Annotated in this window: 18 protein-coding genes; 13 read left to right on the top strand and 5 right to left on the bottom strand. The window is 60.2% G+C overall.

Translation table 11 applies throughout. The features are described 5' to 3' along the window. Positions 1–224: 224 nt before the first annotated feature. The 11 genes from D8U70_RS18485 (at position 225) to D8U70_RS18435 (ending at position 15,604) form a co-directional block, all read left to right on the top strand. Positions 225–851, top strand: coding sequence for a TetR/AcrR family transcriptional regulator (locus D8U70_RS18485; protein ID WP_122507016.1), 627 nt, complete (start codon positions 225–227; stop codon positions 849–851). Between the two features lie 324 nt (positions 852–1,175). Beyond that, positions 1,176–2,285 (top strand): efflux RND transporter periplasmic adaptor subunit, encoded by a 1,110-nt coding sequence (locus D8U70_RS18480; protein ID WP_130929469.1) that lies wholly within the window; start codon positions 1,176–1,178, stop codon positions 2,283–2,285. Then, positions 2,282–5,371, top strand: coding sequence for an efflux RND transporter permease subunit (locus D8U70_RS18475; RefSeq protein ID WP_130929468.1), 3,090 nt, complete (start codon positions 2,282–2,284; stop codon positions 5,369–5,371). Before D8U70_RS18480 ends, D8U70_RS18475 begins: the two co-directional genes overlap by 4 nt. A 522-nt stretch (positions 5,372–5,893) precedes the next feature. Beyond that, positions 5,894–7,207 (top strand): aminotransferase class III-fold pyridoxal phosphate-dependent enzyme, encoded by a 1,314-nt coding sequence (locus tag D8U70_RS18470; RefSeq protein WP_130929467.1) that lies wholly within the window; start codon positions 5,894–5,896, stop codon positions 7,205–7,207. Beyond that, positions 7,197–7,700 (top strand): GNAT family N-acetyltransferase, encoded by a 504-nt coding sequence (locus D8U70_RS18465; RefSeq protein WP_039758832.1) that lies wholly within the window; start codon positions 7,197–7,199, stop codon positions 7,698–7,700. The genes D8U70_RS18470 and D8U70_RS18465 overlap by 11 nt, the downstream gene beginning before the upstream one ends. A gap of 6 nt (positions 7,701–7,706) precedes the next feature. Beyond that, a complete protein-coding gene (locus D8U70_RS18460; protein WP_039758830.1) occupies positions 7,707–8,189 on the top strand; it encodes an adenylyltransferase/cytidyltransferase family protein in 483 nt (160 codons plus the stop codon). Positions 8,190–8,202: 13 nt separating this feature from the next. Beyond that, positions 8,203–9,915: an NAD-dependent epimerase/dehydratase family protein gene (locus tag D8U70_RS18455; protein WP_130929466.1), complete on the top strand. Its 1,713-nt coding sequence runs from the start codon at positions 8,203–8,205 to the stop codon at positions 9,913–9,915. Further along, a complete protein-coding gene (locus D8U70_RS27865) occupies positions 9,909–12,173 on the top strand; it encodes a glycoside hydrolase family 65 protein (RefSeq protein ID WP_206663051.1) in 2,265 nt (754 codons plus the stop codon). Before D8U70_RS18455 ends, D8U70_RS27865 begins: the two co-directional genes overlap by 7 nt. Next, complete coding sequence (locus D8U70_RS18445; RefSeq protein WP_071171989.1) at positions 12,170–13,411, top strand: MFS transporter; 1,242 nt, start codon at positions 12,170–12,172, stop codon at positions 13,409–13,411. Before D8U70_RS27865 ends, D8U70_RS18445 begins: the two co-directional genes overlap by 4 nt. Then, the gene (locus D8U70_RS18440; RefSeq protein WP_130929465.1) at positions 13,395–14,498 is read left to right on the top strand and encodes a DegT/DnrJ/EryC1/StrS family aminotransferase; all 1,104 of its coding nucleotides are present in this window, start codon (positions 13,395–13,397) and stop codon (positions 14,496–14,498) included. The genes D8U70_RS18445 and D8U70_RS18440 overlap by 17 nt, the downstream gene beginning before the upstream one ends. Next, a complete protein-coding gene (locus D8U70_RS18435; protein WP_073474932.1) occupies positions 14,495–15,604 on the top strand; it encodes an NAD(P)/FAD-dependent oxidoreductase in 1,110 nt (369 codons plus the stop codon). The genes D8U70_RS18440 and D8U70_RS18435 overlap by 4 nt, the downstream gene beginning before the upstream one ends. Before the next feature lie 20 nt (positions 15,605–15,624). Here the strand turns inward: D8U70_RS18435 and D8U70_RS18430 are convergent, their stop codons facing one another. Both D8U70_RS18430 and D8U70_RS18425 read right to left on the bottom strand, forming a co-directional pair. Next, positions 15,625–16,629: an NAD(P)-dependent oxidoreductase gene (locus D8U70_RS18430; RefSeq protein WP_130929464.1), complete on the bottom strand. Its 1,005-nt coding sequence runs from the start codon at positions 16,627–16,629 to the stop codon at positions 15,625–15,627. Between the two features lie 114 nt (positions 16,630–16,743). Continuing rightward, entirely contained in the window at positions 16,744–18,567 is a 1,824-nt protein-coding gene (locus D8U70_RS18425) for an NAD(P)/FAD-dependent oxidoreductase (RefSeq protein WP_130929463.1), read from the bottom strand. 246 nt (positions 18,568–18,813) lie between these two features. Between D8U70_RS18425 and D8U70_RS18420 the strand changes: the two genes are divergently transcribed. Both D8U70_RS18420 and D8U70_RS18415 read left to right on the top strand, forming a co-directional pair. Further along, complete coding sequence (locus tag D8U70_RS18420) at positions 18,814–20,703, top strand: sigma-54-dependent Fis family transcriptional regulator (RefSeq protein ID WP_130929462.1); 1,890 nt, start codon at positions 18,814–18,816, stop codon at positions 20,701–20,703. Between the two features lie 238 nt (positions 20,704–20,941). Continuing rightward, a complete protein-coding gene (locus tag D8U70_RS18415) occupies positions 20,942–21,538 on the top strand; it encodes a trypsin-like peptidase domain-containing protein (RefSeq protein ID WP_122750270.1) in 597 nt (198 codons plus the stop codon). On the opposite strand, the gene D8U70_RS18410 is transcribed toward D8U70_RS18415, so the two are convergent. Genes D8U70_RS18410 through D8U70_RS18400 form a run of 3 tightly spaced genes read right to left on the bottom strand, consistent with a single transcriptional unit; the run spans position 21,539 to position 26,327 of the window. Beyond that, entirely contained in the window at positions 21,539–22,723 is a 1,185-nt protein-coding gene (locus D8U70_RS18410; RefSeq protein WP_130929470.1) for an HlyD family type I secretion periplasmic adaptor subunit, read from the bottom strand. 8 nt (positions 22,724–22,731) lie between these two features. Further along, positions 22,732–24,894 (bottom strand): type I secretion system permease/ATPase, encoded by a 2,163-nt coding sequence (locus tag D8U70_RS18405; RefSeq protein WP_110645708.1) that lies wholly within the window; start codon positions 24,892–24,894, stop codon positions 22,732–22,734. Beyond that, a complete protein-coding gene (locus tag D8U70_RS18400) occupies positions 24,891–26,327 on the bottom strand; it encodes a TolC family outer membrane protein (protein WP_130929461.1) in 1,437 nt (478 codons plus the stop codon). The genes D8U70_RS18405 and D8U70_RS18400 overlap by 4 nt, the downstream gene beginning before the upstream one ends. Positions 26,328–26,337 lie beyond the last annotated feature (10 nt).

Below are 26,337 nucleotides of genomic sequence, written 5' to 3'. Positions count from 1 at the left end.
TGGTTGCGGGCGGGGGCGCTGATCATTGTCGGGATGTTGCTGCATGGCTTTTCTCGTATCAATTTTTCTGCGATCAGTAAGGCCGGGTAGTGCAGCAGCTTGGGGAATTGGTGTTGTTTGGGCGGGCGTATTCGCGAGCAGGCTCGCTCCCACAGTGGATGGGTGGTGTTTTTCAGAATGAGTCACACGTTGTCAGTCGGCGGGCGGGTGAGTAAGCTGCCGACATGAATCAGTCCTCAGTTTCCCCATCCTTCCCCGGCCCGCGTGGTCCCGTTGATCACGACATTCGTGATCAGATTGTCGCGGCGGCCAACGAGCATTTCAGCCAGTACGGCTACGCCAAGACCACGGTGTCCGATCTGGCCAAGGCCATCGGTTTCTCCAAGGCGTACATCTACAAATTCTTCGATTCCAAGCAGGCGATTGGCGAAGCCATCTGCGCGAACTGTCTGGGGCAGATCGTTGCGGCGGTCGAGGAGGCGATAAACGAGGAAGAACTAACGCCCACCGAGCGTTTCCGCCGGTTGGTGAAAACTGTGATCGCCACGGGTGTGAATCTGTTCTTCAACGATCGCAAACTCTATGACATTGCCGCGTTTGCAGCGGGTGAGAACTGGCCAAGTGCGCAGCGTTACGATGCGCAGATCAAGCGCTTTATCACCGACATTGTCCGTGAAGGGCGCGAGGCCGGTGAGTTCGAGCGCAGGACGCCGCTGGACGAGACGGTCGAATCGATTCACCTGGCGCTAAGGCCCTTCGTCAATCCACTGATGCTGCAACACAACCTCGATTTCATCGAAGTGGCACCCACGCTGACTTCGAACCTCATCCTGCGCAGCTTGATGCCTTGACCCTCTGCTGATCCGAATACTCGGATCAGTCGTCCCAACCCCATCCTGTTCCTGACGCAACGACATTTCCGCTGTTCTGTTTGTGACTCTTGACTGGCATGGTCACTAGGGCAACATGGCCGCCGCAGTTTGGTTATTTCAGTGCTGCGTACCGGGGTTCGTACAGCGCGAAATACAAGAACAGCGCCAGCGGGCTCGGTACTTCTGTCAGCTATCGGTTCTGATTAAGCGCTGAAAGTCGGGCCGGCGACTTTGTGACTGTTGACGACATCGGTCACAAGATTGAGAATATGATGATCATCCTATTTTCAGTGAAGGAATTCCATGCGCCGGCTCCGACCTTTCCCCCTCGCGGTATGTTTGTTGCCCTTGGCCCTGACGGCGTGCGGGGATTCCTCCAGCGCAAAAGATCCACGTACCTTGGCGCCGATTGTCAGATCGGCAACGGTGCAACCGGCAGAAAATGGGTCTCGATCATTCACCGGCGTCGTCGCTGCGCGCACCCAGGGCGATCTGGGCTTTCGCGTTTCGGGCAAGGTGCTCGAGCGTCTGGTTGATACCGGTCAGACGGTCAAGCGTGGCCAGCCACTGATGCGCCTCGACCCGATCGACCTCGGCCTGCAGGCGCGAGCCCAGCAAGAAGCGGTGAGCGCCGCTCGCGCCCGAGCCATACAGACAGCCGGTGACGAAGCACGCAATCGCAAACTCGTCGCCGCCGGCGCTATTTCGGCATCGGCCTACGATCAGTTCAAAGCCGCCGCTGACACCGCCAGGGCGCAGCTCAATGCCGCTGTGGCGCAAGCGGACGTAGCGCGCAACGCCTCGGGTTACGCGGTTTTGCTGGCGGACGCTGATGGCGTGGTGGTGGAAACCCTCGCCGAACCCGGGCAAGTCGTCAGCCCGGGACAACCGGTGGTGCGGCTGGCGCGGGCCGGTCAGCGGGAGGCCATCGTCCATCTGCCCGAGACCTTGCGCCCCGCGCCGGGCTCAACCGCTCAGGCAAAACTGTATGGCGATACGTCGGCTGCCGTCAGCGCAAAACTGCGTCTGCTTTCCGATTCGGCTGACAGCACAACTCGTACTTTTGAGGCGCGCTATGTGCTTGAAGGCAGGTTGGCCAATGCGCCAATCGGCTCGACGGTCACCGTCGAAATTGCTCAGGGTTCTTCGCCAGATCAGACGCTGAAAGTGCCCGTCGCCGCGATCTACAACCCGGGCAAAGGCCCCGGCGTGTGGGTCATCGCCGGCACTCCGGCGACAGTGAGCTGGCGCCCGGTCGAGGTGCTGGGCTTGAGCGATGATTCGGCCCGTGTCGCTGGCCAGCTCAACGTCGGTGAGCCGATTGTCGCGCTGGGCGCGCATCTGCTGCGTGATGGCGAAGAAGTGCGCTTGCTTGCCCGCGACGACGGCCAGATTGCCGGGAGTCGTCCATGAGCGAGGGCCGGTTCAACCTTTCCGCTATCGCCGTGCGCCAACGTGCGATCACGGTGTTTCTGATTTTTCTCATCGCCGTGGCCGGCGTCCTGTCGTTCTTCAAATTGGGCCGGGCGGAAGATCCGCCGTTCACGGTCAAGCAGCTGACCGTCATCACCGCGTGGCCGGGAGCGACCGCGCAAGAGATGCAGGATCAGGTCGCCGAACCCCTCGAAAAACGCTTGCAGGAACTGAAGTGGTACGACCGCTCGGAAACCTACACGCGCCCGGGACTGGCATTCACCATGGTCTCGTTGCTCGACAGCACACCTCCATCGCAAGTGCAGGAAGAGTTCTACCAGGCACGCAAGAAGCTCGACGATGAAGCGATCAGGCTGCCGGCGGGTGTCATCGGGCCGATGGTCAACGACGAGTTCTCCGACGTGACCTTCGCGCTGTTCGCCTTGAAAGCCAAGGGCGAGCCGCAGCGCTTGCTGGTACGCGACGCGGAGACGTTACGCCAGCGCCTGTTGCACGTGGCGGGGGTGAAAAAGGTCAACATCATCGGCGAGCAGGCCGAGCGGATATTCGTTTCGTTTTCCCATGATCGCTTGGCGACGCTGGGCTTGTCGCCGCAGGACCTCTTCGCCGCGCTGAACAATCAAAACGTGCTGACACCCGCCGGGTCGGTCGAAACCAAAGGGCCAGAGGTGTTTTTGCGCGTCGACGGCGCGTTCGACACGTTGCAGAAAATCCGTGACACGCCTGTTGTCGCTCAGGGCCGAACACTCAAGCTGTCTGACGTGGCCACGGTCGAACGCGGCTACGAAGACCCGGCGACCTTCCTGGTGCGCAACAACGGCGAAGAAGCGTTATTGCTCGGCGTGATCATGCGCGAGGGCTGGAACGGTCTCGATCTGGGCAAGGCGCTGGATGCCGAGACAGTCAGGATCAACGGGGAAATGCCGTTGGGCATGACGCTGTCGAAAGTCACCGATCAGGCAGTGAATATCGACTCGGCGGTGGGCGAGTTCATGGTCAAGTTCTTTGTCGCGCTGCTGGTGGTCATGCTCGTGTGCTTTCTCAGCATGGGCTGGCGTGTCGGCGTGGTGGTTGCGGCGGCGGTGCCGTTGACCTTGGCGATCGTGTTTGTGGTGATGGCGGCCACCGGCAAGAACTTTGACCGGATCACTCTCGGCTCGCTGATTCTGGCGCTCGGCTTGCTGGTCGATGACGCGATCATCGCCATCGAAATGATGGTGGTGAAGATGGAAGAGGGCTACGACCGCATCAAGGCCTCCGCTTATGCCTGGAGTCATACGGCAGCGCCAATGCTGGCCGGTACGCTGGTGACGGCGATTGGCTTTTTGCCCAACGGATTCGCGCAATCAACGGCGGGCGAATACACCAGCAACATGTTCTGGATTGTCGGCATCGCGCTCATTGCTTCGTGGGTCGTCGCCGTGGCTTTTACGCCGTACCTGGGCGTGAAGCTGTTGCCGGACATCAAGAAAGTCGAAGGCGGGCACGCGGCAATCTACGACACGCCGCGCTACAACCGTTTCCGGCGCGTTCTGGCGTGGGTGATCACGCGCAAATGGCTGGTGGCCGGTGCGGTGGTCGCGCTGTTTGCCGTTGCGATTCCAGGCATGGGGCTGGTGAAGAAGCAGTTCTTTCCGACCTCTGACCGCCCCGAAGTGATGATCGAAGTGCAGATGCCCTACGGCACGTCCATCGAGCAGACCAGCGCCGCGGCGGCCAAAGTCGAAGCCTGGCTGCACAAGCAGGATGAAGCCAAAATCGTCACCGCCTATATCGGTCAGGGTGCACCACGGTTTTTCCTGGCAATGGCGCCGGAGTTGCCGGATCCGTCGTTCGCCAAAATCGTCGTGCTGACCGACAACCAGGACGCTCGCGAAACCCTCAAGTTGCGTTTGCGCGAAGCGGTCGCCGCAGGGCTTGCTCCAGAGGCGCGGGTTCGGGCGACGCAAATTGTCTTCGGTCCATATTCGCCATTCCCGGTGGCCTACCGGGTGATGGGGCCTGATCCGGCGAAATTGCGCGACATCGCCGAGCAGGTCAGGGCGGTAATGCAGAACAGCCCGATGATGAGAACCGTCAACACTGACTGGGGGCCGCTGACGCCGACTTTGCATTTCAACCTGGATCAGGACCGCTTGCAGGCGGTGGGGCTGACGTCCAGCGCGGTCGCCCAGCAGTTGCAATTTCTGCTCAGCGGCGTGCCGATCACGGCGGTGCGCGAGGACATCCGTTCCGTGCAGGTCGTTGGCCGTGCGGCGGGCAATATCCGCCTGGACCCGGCACAGATCGAAGGCTTCACCCTGGTCGGCGCAGCGGGGCAGCGCATCCCGCTGTCGCAGATCGGCCAGGTCGAAGTGCGCATGGAAGACCCGATCCTGCGCCGCCGCGATCGCACGCCGACCATCACCGTGCGTGGTGACATCGCCGAAGGTTTGCAGCCACCGGACGTTTCCGGCGCAATCATCCAGCAGTTGCAGCCGATCATCGAAAACCTGCCTTCCGGCTACCGGATTGAACAGGCGGGCGCCATCGAAGAATCCGGCAAGGCCGGCAAAGCGATCCTGCCATTGCTGCCGATCATGATCGCCATGACGCTGCTCATCATCATCGTCCAGGTACGCTCGATCTCAGCGATGATCATGGTATTCCTCACCTCGCCGTTAGGCTTGATCGGTGTGGTGCCGACGCTGCTGATCTTCAATCAGCCATTCGGCATCAATGCGCTGGTCGGGTTGATTGCGCTGTCGGGGATTCTGATGCGCAACACGCTGATTCTGATCGGGCAGATCCATCACAACGAGCAGGAAGGGCTGGCGCCGTTCCATGCCGTGGTCGAAGCGACAGTGCAACGAGCGCGACCAGTGTTGTTGACCGCGCTGGCGGCGATTCTCGCGTTCATTCCGCTGACCCACTCGGTGTTCTGGGGCACGCTGGCGTACACGCTGATCGGCGGCACGTTTGTTGGCACCATCATCACGCTGGTGTTTCTGCCGGCGATGTATGCGATCTGGTTCAGGATTCGGCCTGAGAACAGGGGGCAGGTTCAACCCTCGCGTTCGGTATAAGGTCAGGTTTGAAAGAGGCCCGTCAATGACGGGCCTTTTGCTATCCGCGACTAACTCTCTCTCTTGGCTATTGGAGATTTTCAAGTGTGCGGAGTTGACTCTCGTCATTAACCAAGTCCGCCGCTTATACAGGATGTGATTAATAAGCATCACAGTTGTTTGCGAATTTTGCGGATCAGATTTTCCCGTCATTGAAAGAATGCGTTTTGCTGTGGCTAACTTGCTGAAATATAAGTGCGAAAATTCATTTATATCTGTTTGAAATAATGCGCCTGATGTTTTGCGCGACTTTCTCTTAAGAAAAACAGTTTTCATTGGCAAACAAGCTGTTAGGCGGCCATTTATTTTTTAAATTGACGCGACGTAGATGGCGGGGCTAGTTTTTTCTCCAACTTGCTGCGCTGCTTTCTACGTTATTGCGTATCGCACGATCGAATCTTGTTCGAATGCCATGGCGAATTTCATTTGCCTGGGTATTGGACTTTGTTCGCTCTAAACTTTTTAAAGGGAGAGTCAGTCGTCATGGATTGTTTAAAGGAAACACGTGTTGGCAATGTTCTATCGGGATGGAATCACTTGTCGGTAGTCGGGCCGATAAATGTGCAGAATACCGCCGGCGCGCGCGTTCAGCTGTCATCGGGCGAATGGCGCGATGATTATATTATGGGCTGGGGATCCTGCCTGTTGGGGCACGATAGTCCGGTCATCAAAAACTCCATTCTCAAGGCACTGGAGCGGGGCTTTCTTCAGCAGTATGAGACCGATGAACATCGTTTGTTGAGTGAGCGGTTCTGTGCGGTCGTCCCCTGCGCCGAAAAGTTGCGGCTGGTCAACTCCGGACTGGAAGCGACCATGTATGCGACGCGTATCGCCCGTGCCGTTACCGGTCGACGCATCATCATCAAGTTCGAAGGGCATTTTCATGGGCTGAATGACTCTTTGACCTGGAACGTGGACTCTTCACCGCGCTCTGGCGCGTTATTGGCGGGAAGAGAACTGGAACGTTTATCGGGCACTGTGGGAATTCCTGACGAATTCGGCAACTTGACGGTTTCGGTTTCATGGAATGATCTGGAAGCGCTGGAAAATGCTTTTGAAAAATACAAGGACGATGTGGCAGGGGTGATCCTGGAACCTGTTGCATTGAATATCGGATGCATCAGGCCGGATGAAGGTTTTCTGCAAAATGTGCGTGCGCTGACCAGCCGTAAGGGCGCGCTGCTGATCTTCGACGAAGTGCTCACCGGTTTCCGCGCAAACATTGGTGGTGCGCAAAAGGACTTCGGCGTCGTACCCGACATCGCCGCCTTCGGCAAGGCGTTCGGCTGCGGCATGCCGATCGCGGGTATTGCCGGTAAAGCCGAATACATGGACGTAATCGCACCACGCGGCCCTGTTCAGGTCAGCGGGACCAATACGGGGCGATACCTGTCCGTGTCCGCCGCGCTTGCCGCCATCGAGCATTTGCAGGATGGAGCGGTGCACCGCCACATCGCCGGCCTGGAATCGCGCTTGAAAGCCGGGCTTAGGGACGTTTTCGATAAACACCACATACCCTGTCATATCGATGGGTACGGCGGTCGAATCGGCGTCCACATCGGAACCTCCGAACGTCCTCGAACCATGAGGGAGATAGAGCATTTCTACCCGATCGACTTTGCCCAGAAGTTGTTCGCCCTGCTATCCCGTGAGTACAACTTGTATGGCTTTTTGATGCCCCTCAGTTATTGCCCGGAGCCTGTCACCCTGAGTGCATCGCATACGGCTGAAATGTTGGCGGACGCCTGTGAGCGGCTTGATTCGGCACTCAAGAGGGTTCAGTACCATGCCAAATGAACCTGTTACGAAGATTCGCCTGCGGCGATTTGCAAAGGCTGACATGGAAGCTGTTCTGGGGTTGGTCGCCCAGATTGCCTCTGGCGAGGATCTTACCGAGTCTGCGGGTCAGCAATTTGCCAATGAACTTGCCAATCCTCAATTTGAGGGGGGGCGATTTGTCGCCACAGTAGACGGACGGGTGATCGGGACGATGGGCTGCGCCGCAGGTCCGATCCCCTCGAAGTATGTCCTGTGGGCAGACTGGTTGATTGTTGATAGCCAATACCGTCGATACGGGGTGGCTTCGTTGTTATATGACGAAATTGAAAAGTATGCTCTGGCAAATGAAAAGACATGGTTATGTCTGGATATAGGAAATATTGACAAAGAACGTGCAGCCTACCGTTTTCATTTACGCAATGGTTTTCAAATCGTCGGGCAGCTTCCCGATTACTGGGGAGAACTTGAACACCTGAACATCATGGCTAAATCTCTTATCTCAAAGGAATGAATAATCATGGGCGTTTTAAGTGACATCACTGCATTGCAGGATGAGGCGGTTTATTGCCGCGAAAAAGGTTTGACTATCGGTCTTTGTCACGGCTGTTTCGACATCGTACATCCTGGGCACCTTTATCATTTGCAACGTGCCAGAACAATGGTGGATCGATTGTTCGTGTCAGTTACCGCCGACCCATATGTCAATAAAGGAGCGGACCGGCCGGTATTCCCCGATCAAAAACGCGCAGAGTTTCTTGCCTCTATTCGCTATTGCGATCATGTCATCGTAAATCACACACCCACTGCTGAATTGATGATCAAGACGCTACGTCCCAACCTCTATTTCAAGGGTGCGGATTACAGTGACGGGTCAGACGTGAGACTTCAGGCGGAGCGCGCACTGGTTGAAAGCGCAGGGGGGCGAATGATCTTGACGGACGACAAGATATTCGACTCGACGTCCAGAATCGCCCGGCTCGTCATGTCCACGCACAGATGACAGGTAAGCAATCATGTCGAAACTTTTGCTGATTGACCTCGACGGAACAATGATCGACACGCCGCATTTTCAAGCGTGGAGCAACGCCGCTCACAGACTTGCCGGCAAACAACTGACTCAGCGCGAATACATTGACCACATTGCCGGACGTCCTCGCATGGAAGGCGCTTCACGATTGCTGGCGCTGATCACCGATGACATCGGTGCTGAAATGACCGGCTCGCTCAGCGCAGACGAACTGGCGCAGCACAAACAAAAGGAATTTCTACAGCTCTCCCAAGGCACTGAGCTGTTCGAGGACGCAAAGCGATTGCTGGAACGTATTGCACAAGCCGCACAGCCAGTGATGTTTTATACGGCGTCTCTGAATGCGCCGCAATTGTTCGAGGCGGCTATCGAGCGCTCCAGTCTGCGGCAAGAATCCAGATTATCGATTACCCGACAGGCGCCCGGTCAGAGCCGCGAAGCGCTGATTCAACAACTGGTCGGAAGCCGCGATCCGCAGGATGTCGAGCTGATTGACGACAGTCCCTATGCAACGGATCTGGCCTGTGGCCTGGGGCTCCATGCCTGGCAGATCCGCCGGCATGATCTTGAGCCCAAGGCTGCTCATCCACAGGCATCAATACTGTCATCGCTTGATGAATACCCCCTGGCAAACCCATCCCAAGGAAGGACCATGAATAATCAATCCGCTGTTCTCGTTACAGGCGGTGCGGGCTACATTGGCTCGCGTCTGGTACCAAAACTGCTGGCTGCCGGTTACCGGGTCCGGGTACTGGATGCGCTTTATTTCGGCAACGGCCTGGAGGGCGTGATGAACCATCCGGCACTGGAATTCATAAAGGGCGATATTCGCGATCCGCTGCTCGTCGAGCAGTCGCTTCGGGGGATGCACACCGTTGTCCATCTTGCCGCAGTGGCCAATGATCCCAGTTTCAATTCGGCACCCGAACTCGGCCAGTCCATCAATATCGATTGTCTGCCGCATCTCATGAGCAGTGCAAAGCGCCTTGGCTGCCGGCGCTTTATCTATGCATCCTCAGCCAGTGTCTACGGCGTCAATACAGAACCATTTGTCGATGAGCGCCAACCCTGCGTGCCCATCACCGACTACAACCGCTTCAAGGCTGACGGCGAAAAAATACTGTTCGGGCTCACTGATGCATCCTTTGAAACCGTCGCGGTTCGAGCCGCTACCGTGTGCGGCTGGTCGCCTCGCCAGCGCCTGGATCTGACCGTCAATATCCTTACCGCCAGTGCGCTGGCGCGCGGTGAAATTACCGTGTTCGGCGGCAGCCAATACCGCCCCAATGTGCATATCGGCGATCTGACCCGGCTGTATACGATGCTCGTGGAGCGCGAATCGCTGGACGAAGTCTGCGGAACCGCAATCAACGTCGGCTACGAAAACCACACGGTGACCGAGATAGCCGATCAGGTAAAACAGGTTGTCGATCGCTACTTCCTCGTCAACGTGCCGATCACCACTACCCGCAGCGATGATGTTCGGTCTTACCGTCTGGATTCGCGACGGGTGCAGCAGACACTGGGTTTCGAGTTCATCTATTCAATCAGGGATGCCATCGTGGAAATCTGCGAGCAGTGGCAATCCGGGAACTTCAACGACAGTGACGATGTGCTGTCCGACACCCGCTATCACAATGTGCGCAACATGCTGCACAACGACTGGTCGTACCAGGCGTCGGGGGACACGTCGTGCTGACCATCGCTTATGGAGAAGAGTGCGAGGATATCGTCGGTATCGAGCCGCGGACATCGTCCTTCGCAGCCTGCGTGGCAATGCTGGCCAATCCCTTGATCGGCGTGCGCCCGCATGTGCCCAGTGCCTCGCCGCGCACACGGCGCACGCAACTGCTCTGCGCGGGGGTCTATGCACCCGGGGTCGGCGTTTCGCGGGAGATCATTTCTTTGCCAGCGCCGGCAGTCCTGCGCCTCTACGATGTGGACACGGGCGAACCTCTCGAGCCATCAGGCGATGGACCGGCGGTGGTGTTGGCGATGGATCAGGCGACAGTCAGCAGCCGCGAGCTGTTCCAACTGCGGGGCGTCCGTTATGAGCTGACGATTGATCAGTTCATTGATGCTCCTGATGACAGCGCCGTGTCGACCCGCATCAGTCTGACTCGACTGGGCGAGCCGACCGGTGCGCACCGATTGCGACTGGATTACGGCGTGGATGGCAGTGCCGAGAATGAATACCTGGGCACCAGTGACTGGCTGACCGCCCGACATTACCGTTTTGGGCAAAGTGTTGTCGATCGAACGGCCTTCACTGTGGATGTCGATGCCGCAGAGTATCGGCTGCGCTACGACGTACGTGTCGAACAGTCCGGTACAGCGGCGAGTTCGGTTGTTTGCTGGCGACACGGCCTGCAGGGTTGTATTGCTTCCGTCACCATGGATTTCAACTCGGTGTTGCAGCATCGCATCGCCACGCATTGGCGGGTTGCAATCGATGGCGAGCACAGTATGCCCGACGCGCTTTCTGGCGACTTCGATATGACCCATATCCAGAGCAGCCATCTTTGCCGATGGAGCAAGATCTGGAGCGAGCATGACGTCACTGTTCAAACCGCGCAGAGACGTATCGATCTGGGCATCAAGTACGCGATGTTTCAATTGCTGCAGCACGGCGTGGGAGTCGCGCCCCCCGAGCGGGGAACGCTCTCGCCGGCGCGCGGCCTGACCAGCACATATCACTCCGGAGCGACGTTCTTCGATACCGAACTGCACAAGTGCATGTTCTGGATCTGGAACGAACCCGGCGTCGCCAGGGCGTTGATTGACTATCGCTACCACTGTCTGGAACAAGCACGGGAGTTTGCTCGGGCCAGTGGCTATGAGGGAGCGCGTTTTCCGGAAGCAGCCAATGATCGAGGGCGGGAAAATGGTCCCCATTATGTGCTGGCGTATCCCGAACAGGACATTCGACGAGAGTGGAGTGTCCATGAGGTGCTCCACATTTCGGCAGACGTTTGCTATGCCGTGAACAAATACTGGAAGGTCACCGGTGACGATGCGTTCATGATCTCTCGCGGCTTTGAAATGCTGCTCGAGTGCGCCCGTTTCGCCGCGTCCGTGTTCAAGTGGTCCGAGAGTCGTCAGGCGTATGTCGTTGAATCGGTCATGGGGCCGGACGAATACCACTATCATGTGGACAACAGCTTTTTTACCAATTACATGCTGCGCTGGTGTCTCCGGTCAGCGCTTTCCCTGTGCGACCGGCCGGGCTTTCCGGGATTGCCCGAGGCACAGTCCAGGCGCTGGCAGTCGATAGCCGATAACGTCTTTCTGCCCTGGATCACTGTGGGTGGGGTGGTCATTCCTGAAGAGTTTGAGGGTTATGCCGCCTTACCTGACACGCAGCTGCGTTCCGACAAAAAGCGCGGACCGCAGTTTGCGGACGAGGCCGAACGGGAGAGCGCAGAGAACCTGCAGAATTTCGCGTCGCAGGTGGTCAAACAGGCCGACATCGTGTTGTTGATGTCGATGTTTCCAGAAGATTTTTCAACAGACGTGAAACGCGCAGCGTTCCAATATTATGAACCGCGTACGGTGCATGAATCGTCATTGAGCTACGGCCCGCACGCGGTTGTCGCCGCGCACTTGGGCAAGACGTCGATCAGTGCCGATTTCATTGCTCGGGCCAGCCGCTACAACCTGGATTTCACTCCGCTCGACGACTACAGCAATGGCCTGCATCTTTCCGCCTATGCCGGAGCCTGGCAAGGCTTGGTGGAAGGGCTGGCAGGACTTGATCTCGTTGCGGACCAACTGGCCTTCCGCCCGAGGTTGCCCGCCGATTGGGATGCCTACCACTTCACCCTTGAGTTTCGGGGCCGGCGTCTGCGCATTTCCGTAATCGGAGACGATGAGCTGGAAATCCGCGAGGGCGGCCGGCAGTTGGCAACAGAACATGGCCAGGATGGATATATATGCCTCAAGGAGGGGCACCGATGATCTCTATCAAAAAACGCTTATCCCCCTATAACGATGCGCTGCGGGTCTTGCCCTTTCGCAAGTTGTTGATCGGCCAGGGTCTGTCGATGGCCGGCGACGCCATCTGTCTGGCGGCGCTGCCGATAGCGCTGATACGGGACGGTTTTGGTGGTGATGTGTTTGGCTTCATCATGGCCGCAGTCGGGATCGGAACCGTCATCGGTGCTCTGGCCGGCGGCATGCTGGCGGATCGCAAGTCGCCTCGACAGGTGCTCATCTACACCGATACGGCCCGAGGCATGGCGCAGCTTGCCGCCGTCGCACTGCTTCTGACCGGTGCGCCTTGGGGCTGGCTGGTGCTGGCCTATCTGATCTTCGGCATCGGCATCGGCGTTTCTCGGCCCTGCGCTCAGGTGCTGCTGGTCAGCCTGTTACCGAAAAAGGCGCTGGTCGCGGGCAACGGCGCGATGAACTTCATCGATAACCTGGTCGCCATTCTGTTTCCGGCGACGTTGGGCGTGTTCATCATCTTGTGGGATCCGGTCTGGGGGATACTGATCGATGGCTTGACCTTCTTCGGCGCGGCGATTTACACCGCTCAGTTACCGAATGTCGGCCGTCATGAATCCGAAGAAGAGTTCTCCCTGCGCGAGGCGTTCAAGGGCATCACCGTGGTCAGCCGTAACGCCACGCTGCTGCTGGGGTTTGCGGCGACGCTGGTGGTGAACGTGCTGTGTTTTCCGATTTTTCTGGTCGTTGCACCCTACGCGATCAGTCTTCGTTTCAGCGAAGAAATGTGGGGATATTGCCTGGCAGCATCAGGGTTCGGCGCTTGTCTCGGATCGGTTGTCACCGTGCTGGCCTCGGGGCACGAACGCCTGGTCGGGCTTGCGGTGGTATGCGGGTTGTTCCTGGCCGGAGCGATGGCGTTACTCGGGCTGGGGACGGCGGCTTGGATGGCTATTCTGGGGGCGACGTGCGTCGGTGTCGTCGAAGCGTCCTGGCTCACCGGCTGGGCAACCGCCATGCAGACACTGTCGCCCGAAAAGGATCTGGGCAAAGTCGTGGCGGTGGATACCTTTGTCACCAGTGGTGTGCACCCGTTCATTTATCTGGGCAGCGGCGTAGTCGGCGGGATGATCGGCTATTCCCAGACGCTTGCGTTGACCGCCGTCATCAGCGCGGTTGGCACTCTGCTGATCGTCCTGACGTCCATCATGTTCATGCCAGGGAGTGCGCGTAATGATCAAGTGCAATAACGTACAGGAACAGGCCCAGGATCTCTGTGGCGAGATCTTTGAACGCTGGCGGGAGCTGTTGCAATCGGGCGAGTTCATTCTCGGCGATCAGGTTCTGGCGTTCGAGTCATGGATGTCGGATCGTTGTGGCGGCGCGCACGCCGTTGCCCTCAATTCAGGCACGGATGCGCTGTTTCTGGCATTGCGCGCGCTCGATATCGGCCCCGGTGACGAGGTGATCACCTGCGCCAATACCTTTGTTGCCACAGTCGGAGCCATTGTTGCTGTTGGTGCCCGGCCGATCCTGGCAGATGTGGGTGACGATGAACTCCTGAGCGTCGAGACGATTGCGCCACTTGTGAATGATCGGACCAAAGCCGTGATTCCTGTCTATCTGCGCGGACGCCCTCTGGATATCGACCCCATCATCGACCTGTGCCGCTCGCGCGGGGTTGCCGTGATCGAGGATTGCGCTCAGGCGATCGGCACTACGATCGATGGCCGGCAAGTCGGCACTTGCGCTGATGCGTCAGCGTTTTCCATGCATCCCTTGAAGACGCTCGGTGGTCTGGGTGACGGCGGGATGCTGGTGACTCGCGATCCGGGAATTGCCGAGTACGCGCGGATTGCACGCAATCACGGCCTGGAAAACCGTAACGAATCGATCCGGTTCGGCATCAACTCCAGACTCGACTCGTTGCAGGCCGCAGCACTCAACATCAAAGCGAAGTATCTGGATCAGTGGCTGAAGCGACGCGTGGAAATTGCCGCGTTCTATGATGACGTCCTCTCGACAACCCGCACGGGCGCCGACCTGGGGGGCGGCAAACCGGGAAATGCCTACTATCACTATGTCGTGCAATCCACGCATCGTGACGAGCTGCAGGCTTATCTGGCAGAGCACGATGTGCAAGCGGCCATTCATTATCCGGTGCCCATTCATTGGCAGAAGGCATGGTTGAGTAGTCAGCCACGCATCGCGTTACCCACAACCGAACGCCTGTCCCGGCAAATGATCACACTTCCTTGTCACCATCATTTGTCGGATGGCGACGTGGAAAAGGTCGTCACGCTGATCAAGCAATTTGAACGCGCGGTGAGACGGTGAGCGTCGATATCGAATGTGTTGTGATTGGCGCCGGAGTGCTCGGGCTGGCTGTCGCCCGGGCCCTGGCCTTGAGCGGCCGTGAAGTGGTTGTGGTGGAGGCGGGTGAACGCATTGGAACGGGCATCAGCTCGCGCAATTCAGAAGTCATTCACGCTGGCATCTACTACCCCACTGGCAGCTTGAAGGCGCAAGTGTGCGTCGACGGCAGGCATCGTCTGTATGCCTTTTGTGAAGCGCACGCAGTAGCGTGCCAACCTCTGGGCAAGCTTGTCGTCGCAACCGATGACGCGCAGTGCGGGGCATTGCAGCGCTTATGGCAGCAGGGACGGCGCAACGGCGTCAACGACCTGCAACTGCTCAGCGCCCGGCAGGCGCTGGAACTGGAGCCTGAGTTGTCATGTATCGCGGCACTCTGGTCGCCCTCTACTGCAATTGTCGACTCCCATGCCTTGATGCTTGCCCTGCAGGCAGACGCCGAGGCGGCGGGCACCTCGTTTGCCTTTAACACGCCGTTCGAATCGGCCTGTCGTCGCCCGCAGGGTTTTGAGTTGCAGATCGGCGGCGCGCAACCCATGAACGTCAGCTGTGGCGAGCTGATCAACTGTTCAGGCTTGTCTGCGCCCCGGCTTGCGGGCCACATCGTTGGTCTGTCTTCGCGACATGTGCCGTTGGCCAGGTTGTGCAAAGGCAGCTACTTCAGCTTCAGCGGTCGGATACCTTTTCGCCATCTGATCTATCCCGCGCCCGAAGCTGCGGGTCTCGGCGTGCACATGACGCTTGACCTGGGGGGGCAGGCGCGTTTCGGACCGGATGTCGAGTGGATCGATCAGGTTGATTACCGCGTGGATCCTCAGAGGGCCGAAGGTTTCTATCAGGCGATTCGCCGCTATTGGCCCGGCCTGCCCGATGGCAGCCTGGAACCGGCCTATAGCGGCATCCGCCCGAAAATCAACGCCGTACACGAGCCGGCGGCGGACTTTGTCATCAGTGGCCCATCGGCGCATGGAGTGCCGGGGCTGGTTAATCTGTTCGGCATCGAATCTCCTGGGTTGACGAGCTGTCTCGCCATCGCGGAGCGTGTCGTACAGGCGCTCGGACAAAATTGACCAGCCTTTGTCCAGAGGGGTCACACGTCCAATTCGATCAGCTCGCCATCGTCTTTTTCCAGCCGCTGCAAAAACACCTGTGCGTCCAGCAACTGATACGGAAAATACAACCCGGGCCTCACAGGCGCTTGCCCATTCAGCCCAACCAGTCGCTCCAGCAGCATGGCCACACTGAGCCCGGTCAACGCTGCTGCGCCTGATCGGTGAACAACGGCGTGGCGGGTGCGCAATGGCTGGCCATCGTGATCAGTGCCTTCAAGTTCGATGAGTATTTCCGTCGACATCGGCTGGCCCTGACGCCGGGTCGAGCTGACGCCGCTGGCGAGGTTGAACTCGACGTTCGGGGCGTCGGTGGCGGCGGCCAGGCCGGTGACGTCGATCGAGGAAAAGCCGGCGCCCTGCATGATTGTGCCGTCGACGGCGCGGAAGCTGACCTTGGCGTCGTCGCCTTCGCGCCAGATGAATTCGCCGTCACGGCGGGTCAGCGCGGCGGGCAGCATTTTGTTCAGGTGCTCGAAATCGACGGCCACGGTCGGGCCGCCGCCGTCCTGTTCGTCGACCAGTGCGTGGATGCGTATGTCGTGCACGCGGGCGAAGGCTTTGGCGATGTGCAGCGTCGCTACCGTGGTCGCGCCGACCATCCATTCGTAGCCGAGGACAATGGGAGACGCGTCGGGCGAGTGGATGAAACTGGCGATCTGCGGGGCGATTTCGAATACGCCGGAAGAGATGCTCAAGTGCGGAACCTTGCGCTTTTGCGCAAAGCGCAGTCCGGCGAGGGCGTGGTCCATGTAGAACAGGACGATGGCGCTGACCGGGCGATCACCCAGCCCCAGATCTTCTGCGCGAGCATCGATGACCACACCCTGGGCATTGCCAATTTGCTCGGCGGTTTGCTCAGCCTTGGCGAGGTCGCGCCCGCCGATCAGCAAGGGGACGTCGGGATGCGCCGCGCGCAATGCGCGGGCCGTCTGATGGCCGATGGCGCCGGAGCCGCCCATGAACAGAATGGGATGAAGTGGCATGAATCCTCCTCATTTTTCCTGGATTGAAACGTGCTTGGGCTAGACACCCTAGCACGCACTTTCCAGTTCGCCGGTGCGCTTGGTCTGCGCACCGACGAACGACCACTTGAGGAATCAGCCCAGATGATGGCGCTCTGCAAGGCGATAAACATCGGTGTCGAGGCCTTCGAAACGGGCTTTCAACTGCAACGCCAGATACAGCGAATAGTGTCGTGACTGATGCAGGTTGCCGCCGTGGAACCAGAGGTTCTGCTGCTGGGTCGGCTTCCACATGTTGCGCAGTTCACCTTCATACGGGCCGGGGTCGTTGGTGGTGCCGGAACCCAGGCCCCAGCAGCGTCCGACCTTGTCGGCGACTTGCTGAGAAATCAGCTTCGCGGCCCAGCCGTTCATCGAGCCATAACCTGTCGCATAAACGATGAGATCGGCCGGCAAGCGGCTGCCATCGGTGAGCACCACCGCATCCGCTTCGATGCGTTCGACACCGAGGCCCGGCGCGCTCTTGAGCTTGATCGTGCCGTTGGCGATCAGTTCCGAGGCGCCGACGTCGATGTAGTAACCCGAGCCACGGCGTACGTATTTCAAGAACAAACCCGATTCATCGTCGCCGAAATCGAGCATGAAACCCGCCCGGCTCAGGCGTTCATAGAAGTCCTTGTCGCGCTCCTTGATCGCGTCGAAGATCGGCCGATGAAACTGTGGCATGACCTTGTACGGAATCGAGGCGAACAGCAGGTCGGCCTTGTCCGTGGTCAGCCCCGACTCGAGCGCCTCTTCGGAATAAAGCCCGCCGAAAACCAGTTCCATCAGGCTGTCCGAACGCACGATGTGCGTGCTCGAACGTTGCACCATGGTCACCTCGGTGCCGTTTTCCACCAGATCGGCGCAGATGTCGTGGGCTGAATTGTTCGCGCCGATGACCACTGCGCGCTTGCCTTTCCACGCATCGCCGCCGGGGTGACGGCTGGAGTGATGTTGCTGGCCCTGGAAGTTTTCGGCGCCTGGATACACCGGCACATTCGGTACGCCAGACATGCCGGTGGCGAGGATCAGTTGCGTCGGTTGCAGGGTGACGGGCTCGCCGTTGCGCAGGACCTCCACGGTCCAGCGGCCAGTCTCTTCGTCAAACGTAGCCCCGAGGCACTCAGTGCGCGGCCAGTAGTTGAGTTCCATGACCTTGGTGTACATCTCCAGCCAGTCGCCGATCTGGTCTTTCGGGGTGAACACCGGCCAGTGGTCGGGGAAGGGCAGGTAGGGCATGTGGTCGTACCAGACCGGGTCGTGCAGGCACAGCGACTTGTAGCGGCCGCGCCATTGATCGCCGGGGCGTTCGGCTTTGTCGATGATCAGCGTCGGTACGCCAATGCGTTTGAGCCTTGCGCCGAGGCCGAGCCCGCCCTGACCGCCGCCGACGATCAGGCAGTACGGTTGCGTGGTGATGCCCAGCGCCGCTTCTTCATCGCGGCGGCGCTCCAGCCAGTTGCGCTTGTCAGCGTGGGCATGGCCGTGGCTCGCGCCCATCGGCCGGCGGCGACCGCTGGGTTCTTCGAAGCCTTTGAGTTCGCGCATGGTGGTCAGCAGCGTCCAGCACAAACCGTCTTTCAGGCGCACATAGCCTTTGCCGCGCGCCGAGTCGGTTTCCAGACTCATCCAGCCTTCAAGCACGCCATCGGTGAGCGTGGCTTCACCTTCGAGTTGCCAGCGTTCGGGCCGGGTCTGCTCAAGGCGTGTTTCGAGCATGTCGCGAATCGCCGGTTTGCCTTCCAGAGTGACGAGGTTCCAACTGAACAGCAGCAAGTCACGCCAGTGGCATTCTTCGGCAAACAGCTCCAGCGTGCCGTCCACATCTCGTTGCGCCAGACGTTCGCCGAGGCGTTCGACCCAGGCCGCAAGTTGCGCTGTTGGCGATTGCAAAGGGGTTTCAATAGCGATGTTCATGGGGCCACTCCCGATCTTGTTGTTTTGGTAAGCCATGGCATCAGAGCAAGGCTTGGGCCATCTCCTTGAAAGGCGCGGGCCAGAGCATTTGATGCAAAGGCCGACAAGGCTTGGCGGAGGCGACATGTCACAAATTCGAGAATCGCGGATGACACTGTGTCACTCGGCGCGAAATTCCCCCGCAACGAGCTTTTCATCTAAGCTGCGGACACACCCGTGTCTTCACCGAAGCGGAGAACAACAACAATGAAACCGGCCTCGATCAACGCCCACGCGCGCCAGGTACTGCAAGCGGTGCAGGGCTCTGTTGCCAGCCACAGCGCGGCGGCAGACCTGGCGATCACCCGTTCGTGGCGGCGCTGCCTGGATCAATACCAGCTCGATCCGGCCAGCCGCCGCGCGCCGGACGTGCTCGAACAGGCGCGTTTGCGCGAACACCGTGCGCCGCTGGAACACATCATTTCCGTGGCGCACTGGCAGATGAACAGCCTGCACCAGCAACTGGGACGTGACGGCCATGTCGTGCTGCTCACCGATGCGCGCGGCGTGGCGATCGACAGCGTGTTCAACGAAGCCGAACGCGGCGAGTTCCAGCGCTCCGGGCTGTGGCTCGGCTCGGTCTGGAGCGAGGAGCACGAGGGCACCAACGGCGTCGGCACCTGCCTGGTCGAGCGCCAGCACGTGACCATTCGCCGCGACGAGCATTTCCGTGGCCAGCACGTCGGCCTGACCTGTTCGGCCAGCCCGATATTCGACGCCAGCGGTGAGTTGCTCGCGGTGCTCAACCTGTCCTCCGTGCGCGAGGAAAGCAGCCTTGAGCAACGCTTCAAGGCCATGGCCCTGACCAATCTGTCGGCCAGGTTGATCGAGAGCTGTTTTTTCCTTGGCCACGATCCGCAGCGCTATTTGCTGCGGTTTCATCCCGACGCCGGGTTTGTCGGGCTGCTGGGTGAAGGCCTGCTCAGCTTCGACGAGAGTGCGCGGATCTGTTCGGTGAATGCGGCGGCGCTGGATCTGTTGGGCCTGAGCCGCGAGCAGATGGTCGGGCAGTCGTTGACCATGTTGCTGGAAACGCCGATGGAGCAGTTGCTCGAACAGGCCAGTGCTCAGGCGCACGTCTGCTGGCCGATGCGCCTGGCCGACGGGCGCTTGTTCTACGGCCAGTTGCGCGAACCGATCCGCTCCGCGCCGTTGACCCTTGCGCCTGTCCCGCCAATCAAGGATGAGCGCGTGTGCCTGGAAGACCCGCGCCTGCAACGCGGATTCGCTCGCGCGTTGCGTGTACTGGAGCGTGACGTGCCGGTGTTTCTGCAGGGTGAAACCGGCACCGGCAAGGAGGCCTTTGCGGCAGCGCTGCATCGCGCCAGCTCCCGCGCCGGCCAGCCGTTTGTCGCGATCAACTGCGCGGCGATCCCCGAGACGCTGATTGAAAGCGAGCTGTTCGGCTATCGCGGCGGCAGCTTCACCGGCGCGCGCAAGGACGGCATGGTCGGCAAGCTTGAGCAGGCCCATGGCGGTATTCTGTTTCTCGACGAAATCGGCGACATGCCCCTCGCGCTACAGACCCGTCTGCTACGCGTGCTCGAAGAGCGCCAGGTTGTGCCGCTGGGCAGCGCAACGCCGCGACCGCTTGATGTACGCCTGATCAGCGCCAGTCACCAGAATCTGCCAGCCTGCGTGGCCGACGGACGCCTGCGCGAGGACCTGTTCTATCGCATTGGCGGTTTCGCCGTGGAACTGCCGCCGCTGCGCGAGCGTTCCGACAGGGGCCGTCTGCTCGACCTGCTGCTGCGCGAAGAAGCGGCGGGCGCCACTGTGCGGCTGCAAGCGGGAGTTCGAGAGCGCTTGCTGGCGCAGCCCTGGCCGGGCAACGTCCGGCAACTGCGCACCTGTTTGCGTACGTTGGTGGCGTTGGCAGTGGAAGGCCGGGTCACGCTGGAGGACGTGCACGAGTTACTGCCCGCAAGTGACGACCAACCTGTTGACGATCCACTGGGCGTATCCGAACGGCAAACTCTGCTCAGCTTGATTGAAGCTGAACACTGGCATGTCGCGCGAGTTGCCCGTCGTCTGGGGATTAGCCGCAATACGCTGTACCGCAAGCTTCGTCAGCATGGGATCAATCGACCTGGTTGAAGACAATCACGATCATTTGCGGTCATTCGCTGTGGATTGCGCGCATTGCCGGGAAATTGCTTGGATCCAATCATTGACTCACTATATCGCATGCCGACAAGCGGTAGGCTGAGCCTATTGCTAAAAGTGATGGCGCAATGACATATTGCAGCACCTTTCCTCACCTCAAGATGTACCGAAAATGCGCCCCCTCAAGTCACTTGTTGCAGCGTCGTTGCTGCTCAGCGGGTGCAATGGAATGCCAGTCGCTTTTGTTCAGGATCCTGTTTTAGACCAAGCCTTTGTCGTTCACTCCGGCGCGCCTTTGCCTTACGTGCTGATGGGTTCGGCTGTGCAATGGAATGAAGACTTCGCCGTGACGGTGAAGCACATTCCTTACTTGTCGGGCACGGTTTTCCAGGGGCAGGCAGACGTGCAGTTCTTCCGCCACAAGGCCAATAGCGTGCCGGCGTGGCGCGGCTACAAGCCGGGCGAGGAGCTGACTTCGGTGGGCTTCAATTCGCTGTACATGTCGGTCAAGGGCACCGGCCAGGCGTTGCCAGCGATGGTTCGCCTCGACGTCAAAGAGGGCAACGTGCTTTACGGCACCCATAATGGCGCACTGGCCAAAGGCATGTCCGGCGGGCCGGTGTTTTCCGCCGATGGCAAAGTGGTTGGCATCAACGTGGCGTTTCTCACCCGTGACGATGTCAGCCGCCTCAAGCGCAAGGACTTGCTCGATCAACCGCGCGTGAGCATTTTCCTGCCGTACGCGGAGATCAATCGCGAGTGGTCGCGCTATCAGGCCAGCATCACCCCGACAGCGCCACCGGCGACCAAACTGGCCAGCCGCTGATCAGCGTTCGCGCAACGCTTCGCGGGCGCGGTTGAGTGGTTTGATCAGGTAGTCGAGCACGGTTTTTTCGCCGGTACGGATGTCTACCGTGGCGATCATCCCGGGCACGATGGCGAAGCGTTTGCCGGCCTTGTTGTGCAGTTCATCCGACGCGGTACGGATGAACACGCGGTAGTAGAAGATCTCGGGCTTGGCTTCGTCCTGAATGGTGTCCGGCGAGATCGTCACCACTTCGCCGTCGAGGCTGCCGTAGATCGAATAGTCATAGGCGGTGATTTTCACTTTCGCCGCCTGGCCCGGATGAATGAAGGCGATGTCGCGCGGCGAGATGCGCGTCTCGATCAGCAGTTGTTCATCGAGCGGCACGATCTGCATGACCTGGCCGTTGGGCGCAATGACGCCGCCAATCGTGCTGACCTCGATGTCCTTGACGATGCCGCGCACCGGCGAGCGCAGGGTCAGGCGCGACAGTGAATCGGTGCGACCACGGATCACCGCTTCGAGCATCTGCGCTTCGGCGTTGGCCTTGGCCAGGTCTTCGCGGGCGCGGACCATGTAATCGGAGCGGGCTTCGGTGGCCTTCAATTCCAGCTCCGAGCGTTGACGGGTCAGTCGCAGCACTTCAACCCGACTCGAGGCGCCGATCTTCGCCAGATTCTCGGTGATCGCCAGTTCGCTACGTACCAGTTTTAGCGAGCTCTGAATGCCGTCGAGGGTTTCCGCCAGACCTTTGCGCCGGGTCTGGTAAAGCTCGGTTTCGGCGCGGATCAGATCGGGAAATTCCTGCAGCGATGCGTCGAAGGTCAAGGGCTTTTCGCTGACTTCGGCCTGCAAGCGGTCGACGCTGGCCAGCGCTGCGCGGTACTTGGCCGCGCTTTCGCCGACGTTGGACTGGTTTTTCACCGGGTCCAGTTGCGCGAGGATCTGCCCGCGCTCGACCAAAGCACCTTCGCTGACATTGAGCTGCTCGAGAATGCCGCCCTCCATCGACTGAATCACCTGCTCGCGCGAGCTCGGCACGACTTTGCCGGTACCGGTCGAAACCTCGACGATCTCGAACCACGCCGCCCAGGCAATGAAGCAGGCGAGCATCAGCGCGCAACCCCAGATCACCTTTGCGCCACCGGCAAGTGCGCGCTCATCGCGGCCGTCGAGGTAGGACATCGGGTCCGGCACGTCGGTCATCATCGGCTTCATACCGCCACTCCTTTGCCCGGTGCGCGCAGCCGCGCCAATGCCGCGTCGCGGTGGTCGTCAATGACGATACGCCCGTTGTCGAGGACGATGATCCGCTCGACCAGTTGCAACACACTGACCCGATGCGTGGCGACCACCAGCGTTCGGCCCTGGGTCCAGGTCGCGAGTTTTTCCAGCAGCAGACGCTCGGTGACGTCATCGAGCGCGGCCGTCGGTTCGTCGAGCAACAGCACTTGTGGCTGACGGATCAACAAGCGTGACAGCAACAGGCTTTGACGCTGACCTCCGGACAAACCCAGGCCGCCCTCAAGCACCAGGTGATCCATGCCTTTGGGCAGCTGCCGAACAAAGTCCAGGGCACCGGTGACGGTCAGCGCAGCGATGATTTCCTGATCGCTGGCCTGACCGGCGCCGAGGGTGATGTTGTCGCGCAAGGTGCCATGAAACAGTCGCGCCTGTTGCGACAGCAGGCCGACGTCGCGGCGCAGATCGGCCGGATCCAGATGTGCCAGGGCGATGCCGTCCAGGGTTGTTTCACCGCTGCTCAGATCCATCGCGCCGCCCAGTGCTTGCAGCAACGTCGACTTGCCAGCGCCGTTGCGGCCGAGCAGGGCGATGCGCTCGCCGGGCCGAATGCTCAGGTCGATGTTGTTGAGCGCCGGGGTCGATTCCTCGCTGTAGCGGAAGCTGGCCTGACGCATGCGGTAGTCGCCACGAATCGCCGGCAGGTGCACGCGCTGACTGCCTTCGGGATGATCCACCGGCATCTGCATGATCCGGTTCAAGCCTTCGAGCGCGACCTTGGCCTGCTGCCATCGCGTGAGCACGTGGGTCAGTTGCGCCATCGGCCCCATCATCCGCGACGACAGAATCGACGCCGCGACCAGACTGCCGGTGGTCAGGTCGCCGGCAATCACCATCGGCGCGCCGAACACGATGACCACTGCGAACACTCCGCCTTGCACGTTCTGCGTCCACGCCACCAGGCTGTTGGTCAGGGTGCGCAGGCGCAGGCTGCTGTCCGCCGAGGCGGCGTTGTACTGGTTCCACTGTTGCTGGAAACGCTGCTCGGCCTGCAATGCCTTGATGTCGTCGAGACCCTGAATACTTTCCACCAGCATGGCGTTGCGCAGCGCCGCTTCACGCATCGAGGCATTGGCCAGTCGCGCCAGACGCGGTTGCGCGATGATCCCGGGCAGCAACATGAATACCAGCGCCACCAGTGGAATCAGCACCAGTGGCCCGCCGATCAAATAGAACACCAGCAGGAACAGCAGGAAAAACGGCATGTCCGCCAGTGCCGTGGCAGTGCTGGAGGTGATCAGATCGCGGATCTGCTCCAGCTCGCGCAACTGCGAAATGAACGAACCGGTGGACTTCGGCCGCGCGGAATTGCGCAGGCGCAAGGCGTGGCCAAAGACCAGATCGGAGACGCGCAAGTCGGCGCGTTTGCCCAGCACATCGGTGATGCGCAGACGCAGAATGCGCATGACGAAATCGAACAGCAGCGCCAGCATCACCCCACCGAACAACACGTACAGGGTCGGCAGCGACTCGGCCGGAATCACCCGGTCGTACACCTGCATGGAAAACAGTACCCCGGCCATGCCCAGCAGGTTGGCCACCAGCGAGGCGATCATCACTTGGCTGTAAGGGCGCAGATCGGTGAGGACGATGCGCCGGAACCAGTGCTCGTCGTAGGGCTTGATGTAATCGTTGGTGCGCACGTCGGCCACCGGTTGCGTCGGACGCAGAATCACCGTGCGCAGGGCCTGCTCGGCGAGCGCGCCAGCCTCCATGCGGCTCTGCAAACCCTGGTCGCCACTGAAGCAGATGCCCAGCTCGCCGGTTTCGCCGATGCTTTCGAGCACGCCGACCTGACCATCGCGCAGTTGCACCACCAGCGGCGTGCGCCAGCGGCTCAGGCTCTTGTTGTCGAATACCGCGAACTTCACGCTCAAACCGGCCTGACGCGCCATGTGCCGAACCACTTCTTCGACGCGGCCTTCGCTGTGCACCGAGGCCAGACGCACGCTTTCCGGCGAGACGTCGAGTCGGTAGTGGCGGGCGACCTTCAACACCGCTTCCAGCCATGGCGAATAATCTTCGCGAGCTTCGGCAGCAGCGGGTTCGGGAACAGTGATGCTGGCATCGGTCATGGCAGGATCTCGACATTCTGGATGGCGCTGTGGTCGATGCCGAAGACCCGGCGAATCGCACCGCTGTTGTAGAAGCAGTCGATCTGCAGGCGTTGCAGCTCGGCCTGGGTGTTGACCAGATCGAAGCGCGACTGATGGATTTCCTGCTCGGCGTTGAGCAAGTCCAGCAGCGGCCGCGTGCCCAGTTCCAGGTACTGGCGGCCATACAACATGCGCGCTTCGGTGATGCTGGTCTGGCGAAACTCCAGCGAGCGCAGCCGCCGGTTCAGGCCCGAGGTTTGCGCCTGTGCTTCGGCCAGACCCTGACGTGCTTGCAGACGGGCGAAGTCTTCGGCCGAATCCGCTGCGGTCAGCGCATGCCCGGCGGCGCGGCTGCGCGCACTGATCGCACCGCCCTGGTAGATCGGCACTTCGAGGTTGAGGAAGATCCCCACCTGGGTGCGATCGGCGCGCGAGTTCTGATCGTCGTAGTGGTCGTCCAGGTATTGGTTGACCGACGGTTGCAGCGACAGGGTCGGGTAGGCCTCGGCTTTGGCCTGGGCCAGCTCGGCCTGGGCCTGGGTGCGTTGCGCAGCCGCCTGGAGAACGGCGGGCAGGGTGTCGGAGATCTGCGAGGCGTCGCAGGCCTGGGTCAGCGTCGGCGCGGCGGCATCGCTGACTGCTGGCGGCGTGCGCCGTCCGAGCAGACTGGTCAGAGTGGCTTGCCAGCGTGCGTATTGCGCCTTGAATTCCTGCAACGTCGCCGTCGCGCCTTCTGCGCGGGACTGCGCCTGGACCATATCGGAGCGGGTGCTGGCGCCCATGTCGCTGCGCTGTCTGGCCAAGTCAACGATGCCGCCGATGCCCTGAATCTGTTCGCGGGCAACCTCGAGCAGACGCTGATAACGCTGCACTTCGATGTAGGCCCTGGCGGTGTCGCGGGCGATGTCGTCGATTGCCAGCAGAATCCCGGCCTGACTGCGCGCCACCCGGGCGCGGGCGGCGTCGACTGAACTGGAAACCTTGCCGAAGTCATACAGCATCTGCTTGAGGGAAATGTTCACCGATTGGCTGCCGGCATCGCTGCCGTAACCGCTGGTGTAGCCACCCTTGATGCCGCCGGTAACCTGCGGGTAATAACCGGATTCGGCGACGTTGACCCCTTCGCCTTGCTGGAACAGGGTGCCGATGGCCTCGCCGATGCGGGGGTGCCAGTCCACGGCGAGCCTGACCGCTTGTTCCAGGCCCAACGCGTCCGCATCGGCAGACGCTTTGGAAGCAAGGGCAGGGCGCTGACGATTGTCATTGCCTGCCGGTTGTTGCAGTTGCGACGGGCTGATGCTGCGCAAGCTGCTGTCGAGATTGTCGTCGGCGCGAACGCCGGCGGTGAAAGCGGGGTAGAGGCCGATGGTCAACAGGACCACCGGCCATTTCTGGCGAAAAACTGACTCCACAGACTTCCCT

Origin of the sequence: Pseudomonas sp. Sample_20, from assembly GCF_004307585.1 — a bacterium.
In the GTDB taxonomy this organism is placed as follows: domain Bacteria; phylum Pseudomonadota; class Gammaproteobacteria; order Pseudomonadales; family Pseudomonadaceae; genus Aquipseudomonas; species Aquipseudomonas atacamensis.
Note: the sequence above shows the minus strand (reverse complement) of the source record. Positions and strands in the feature narration are given on the sequence as shown.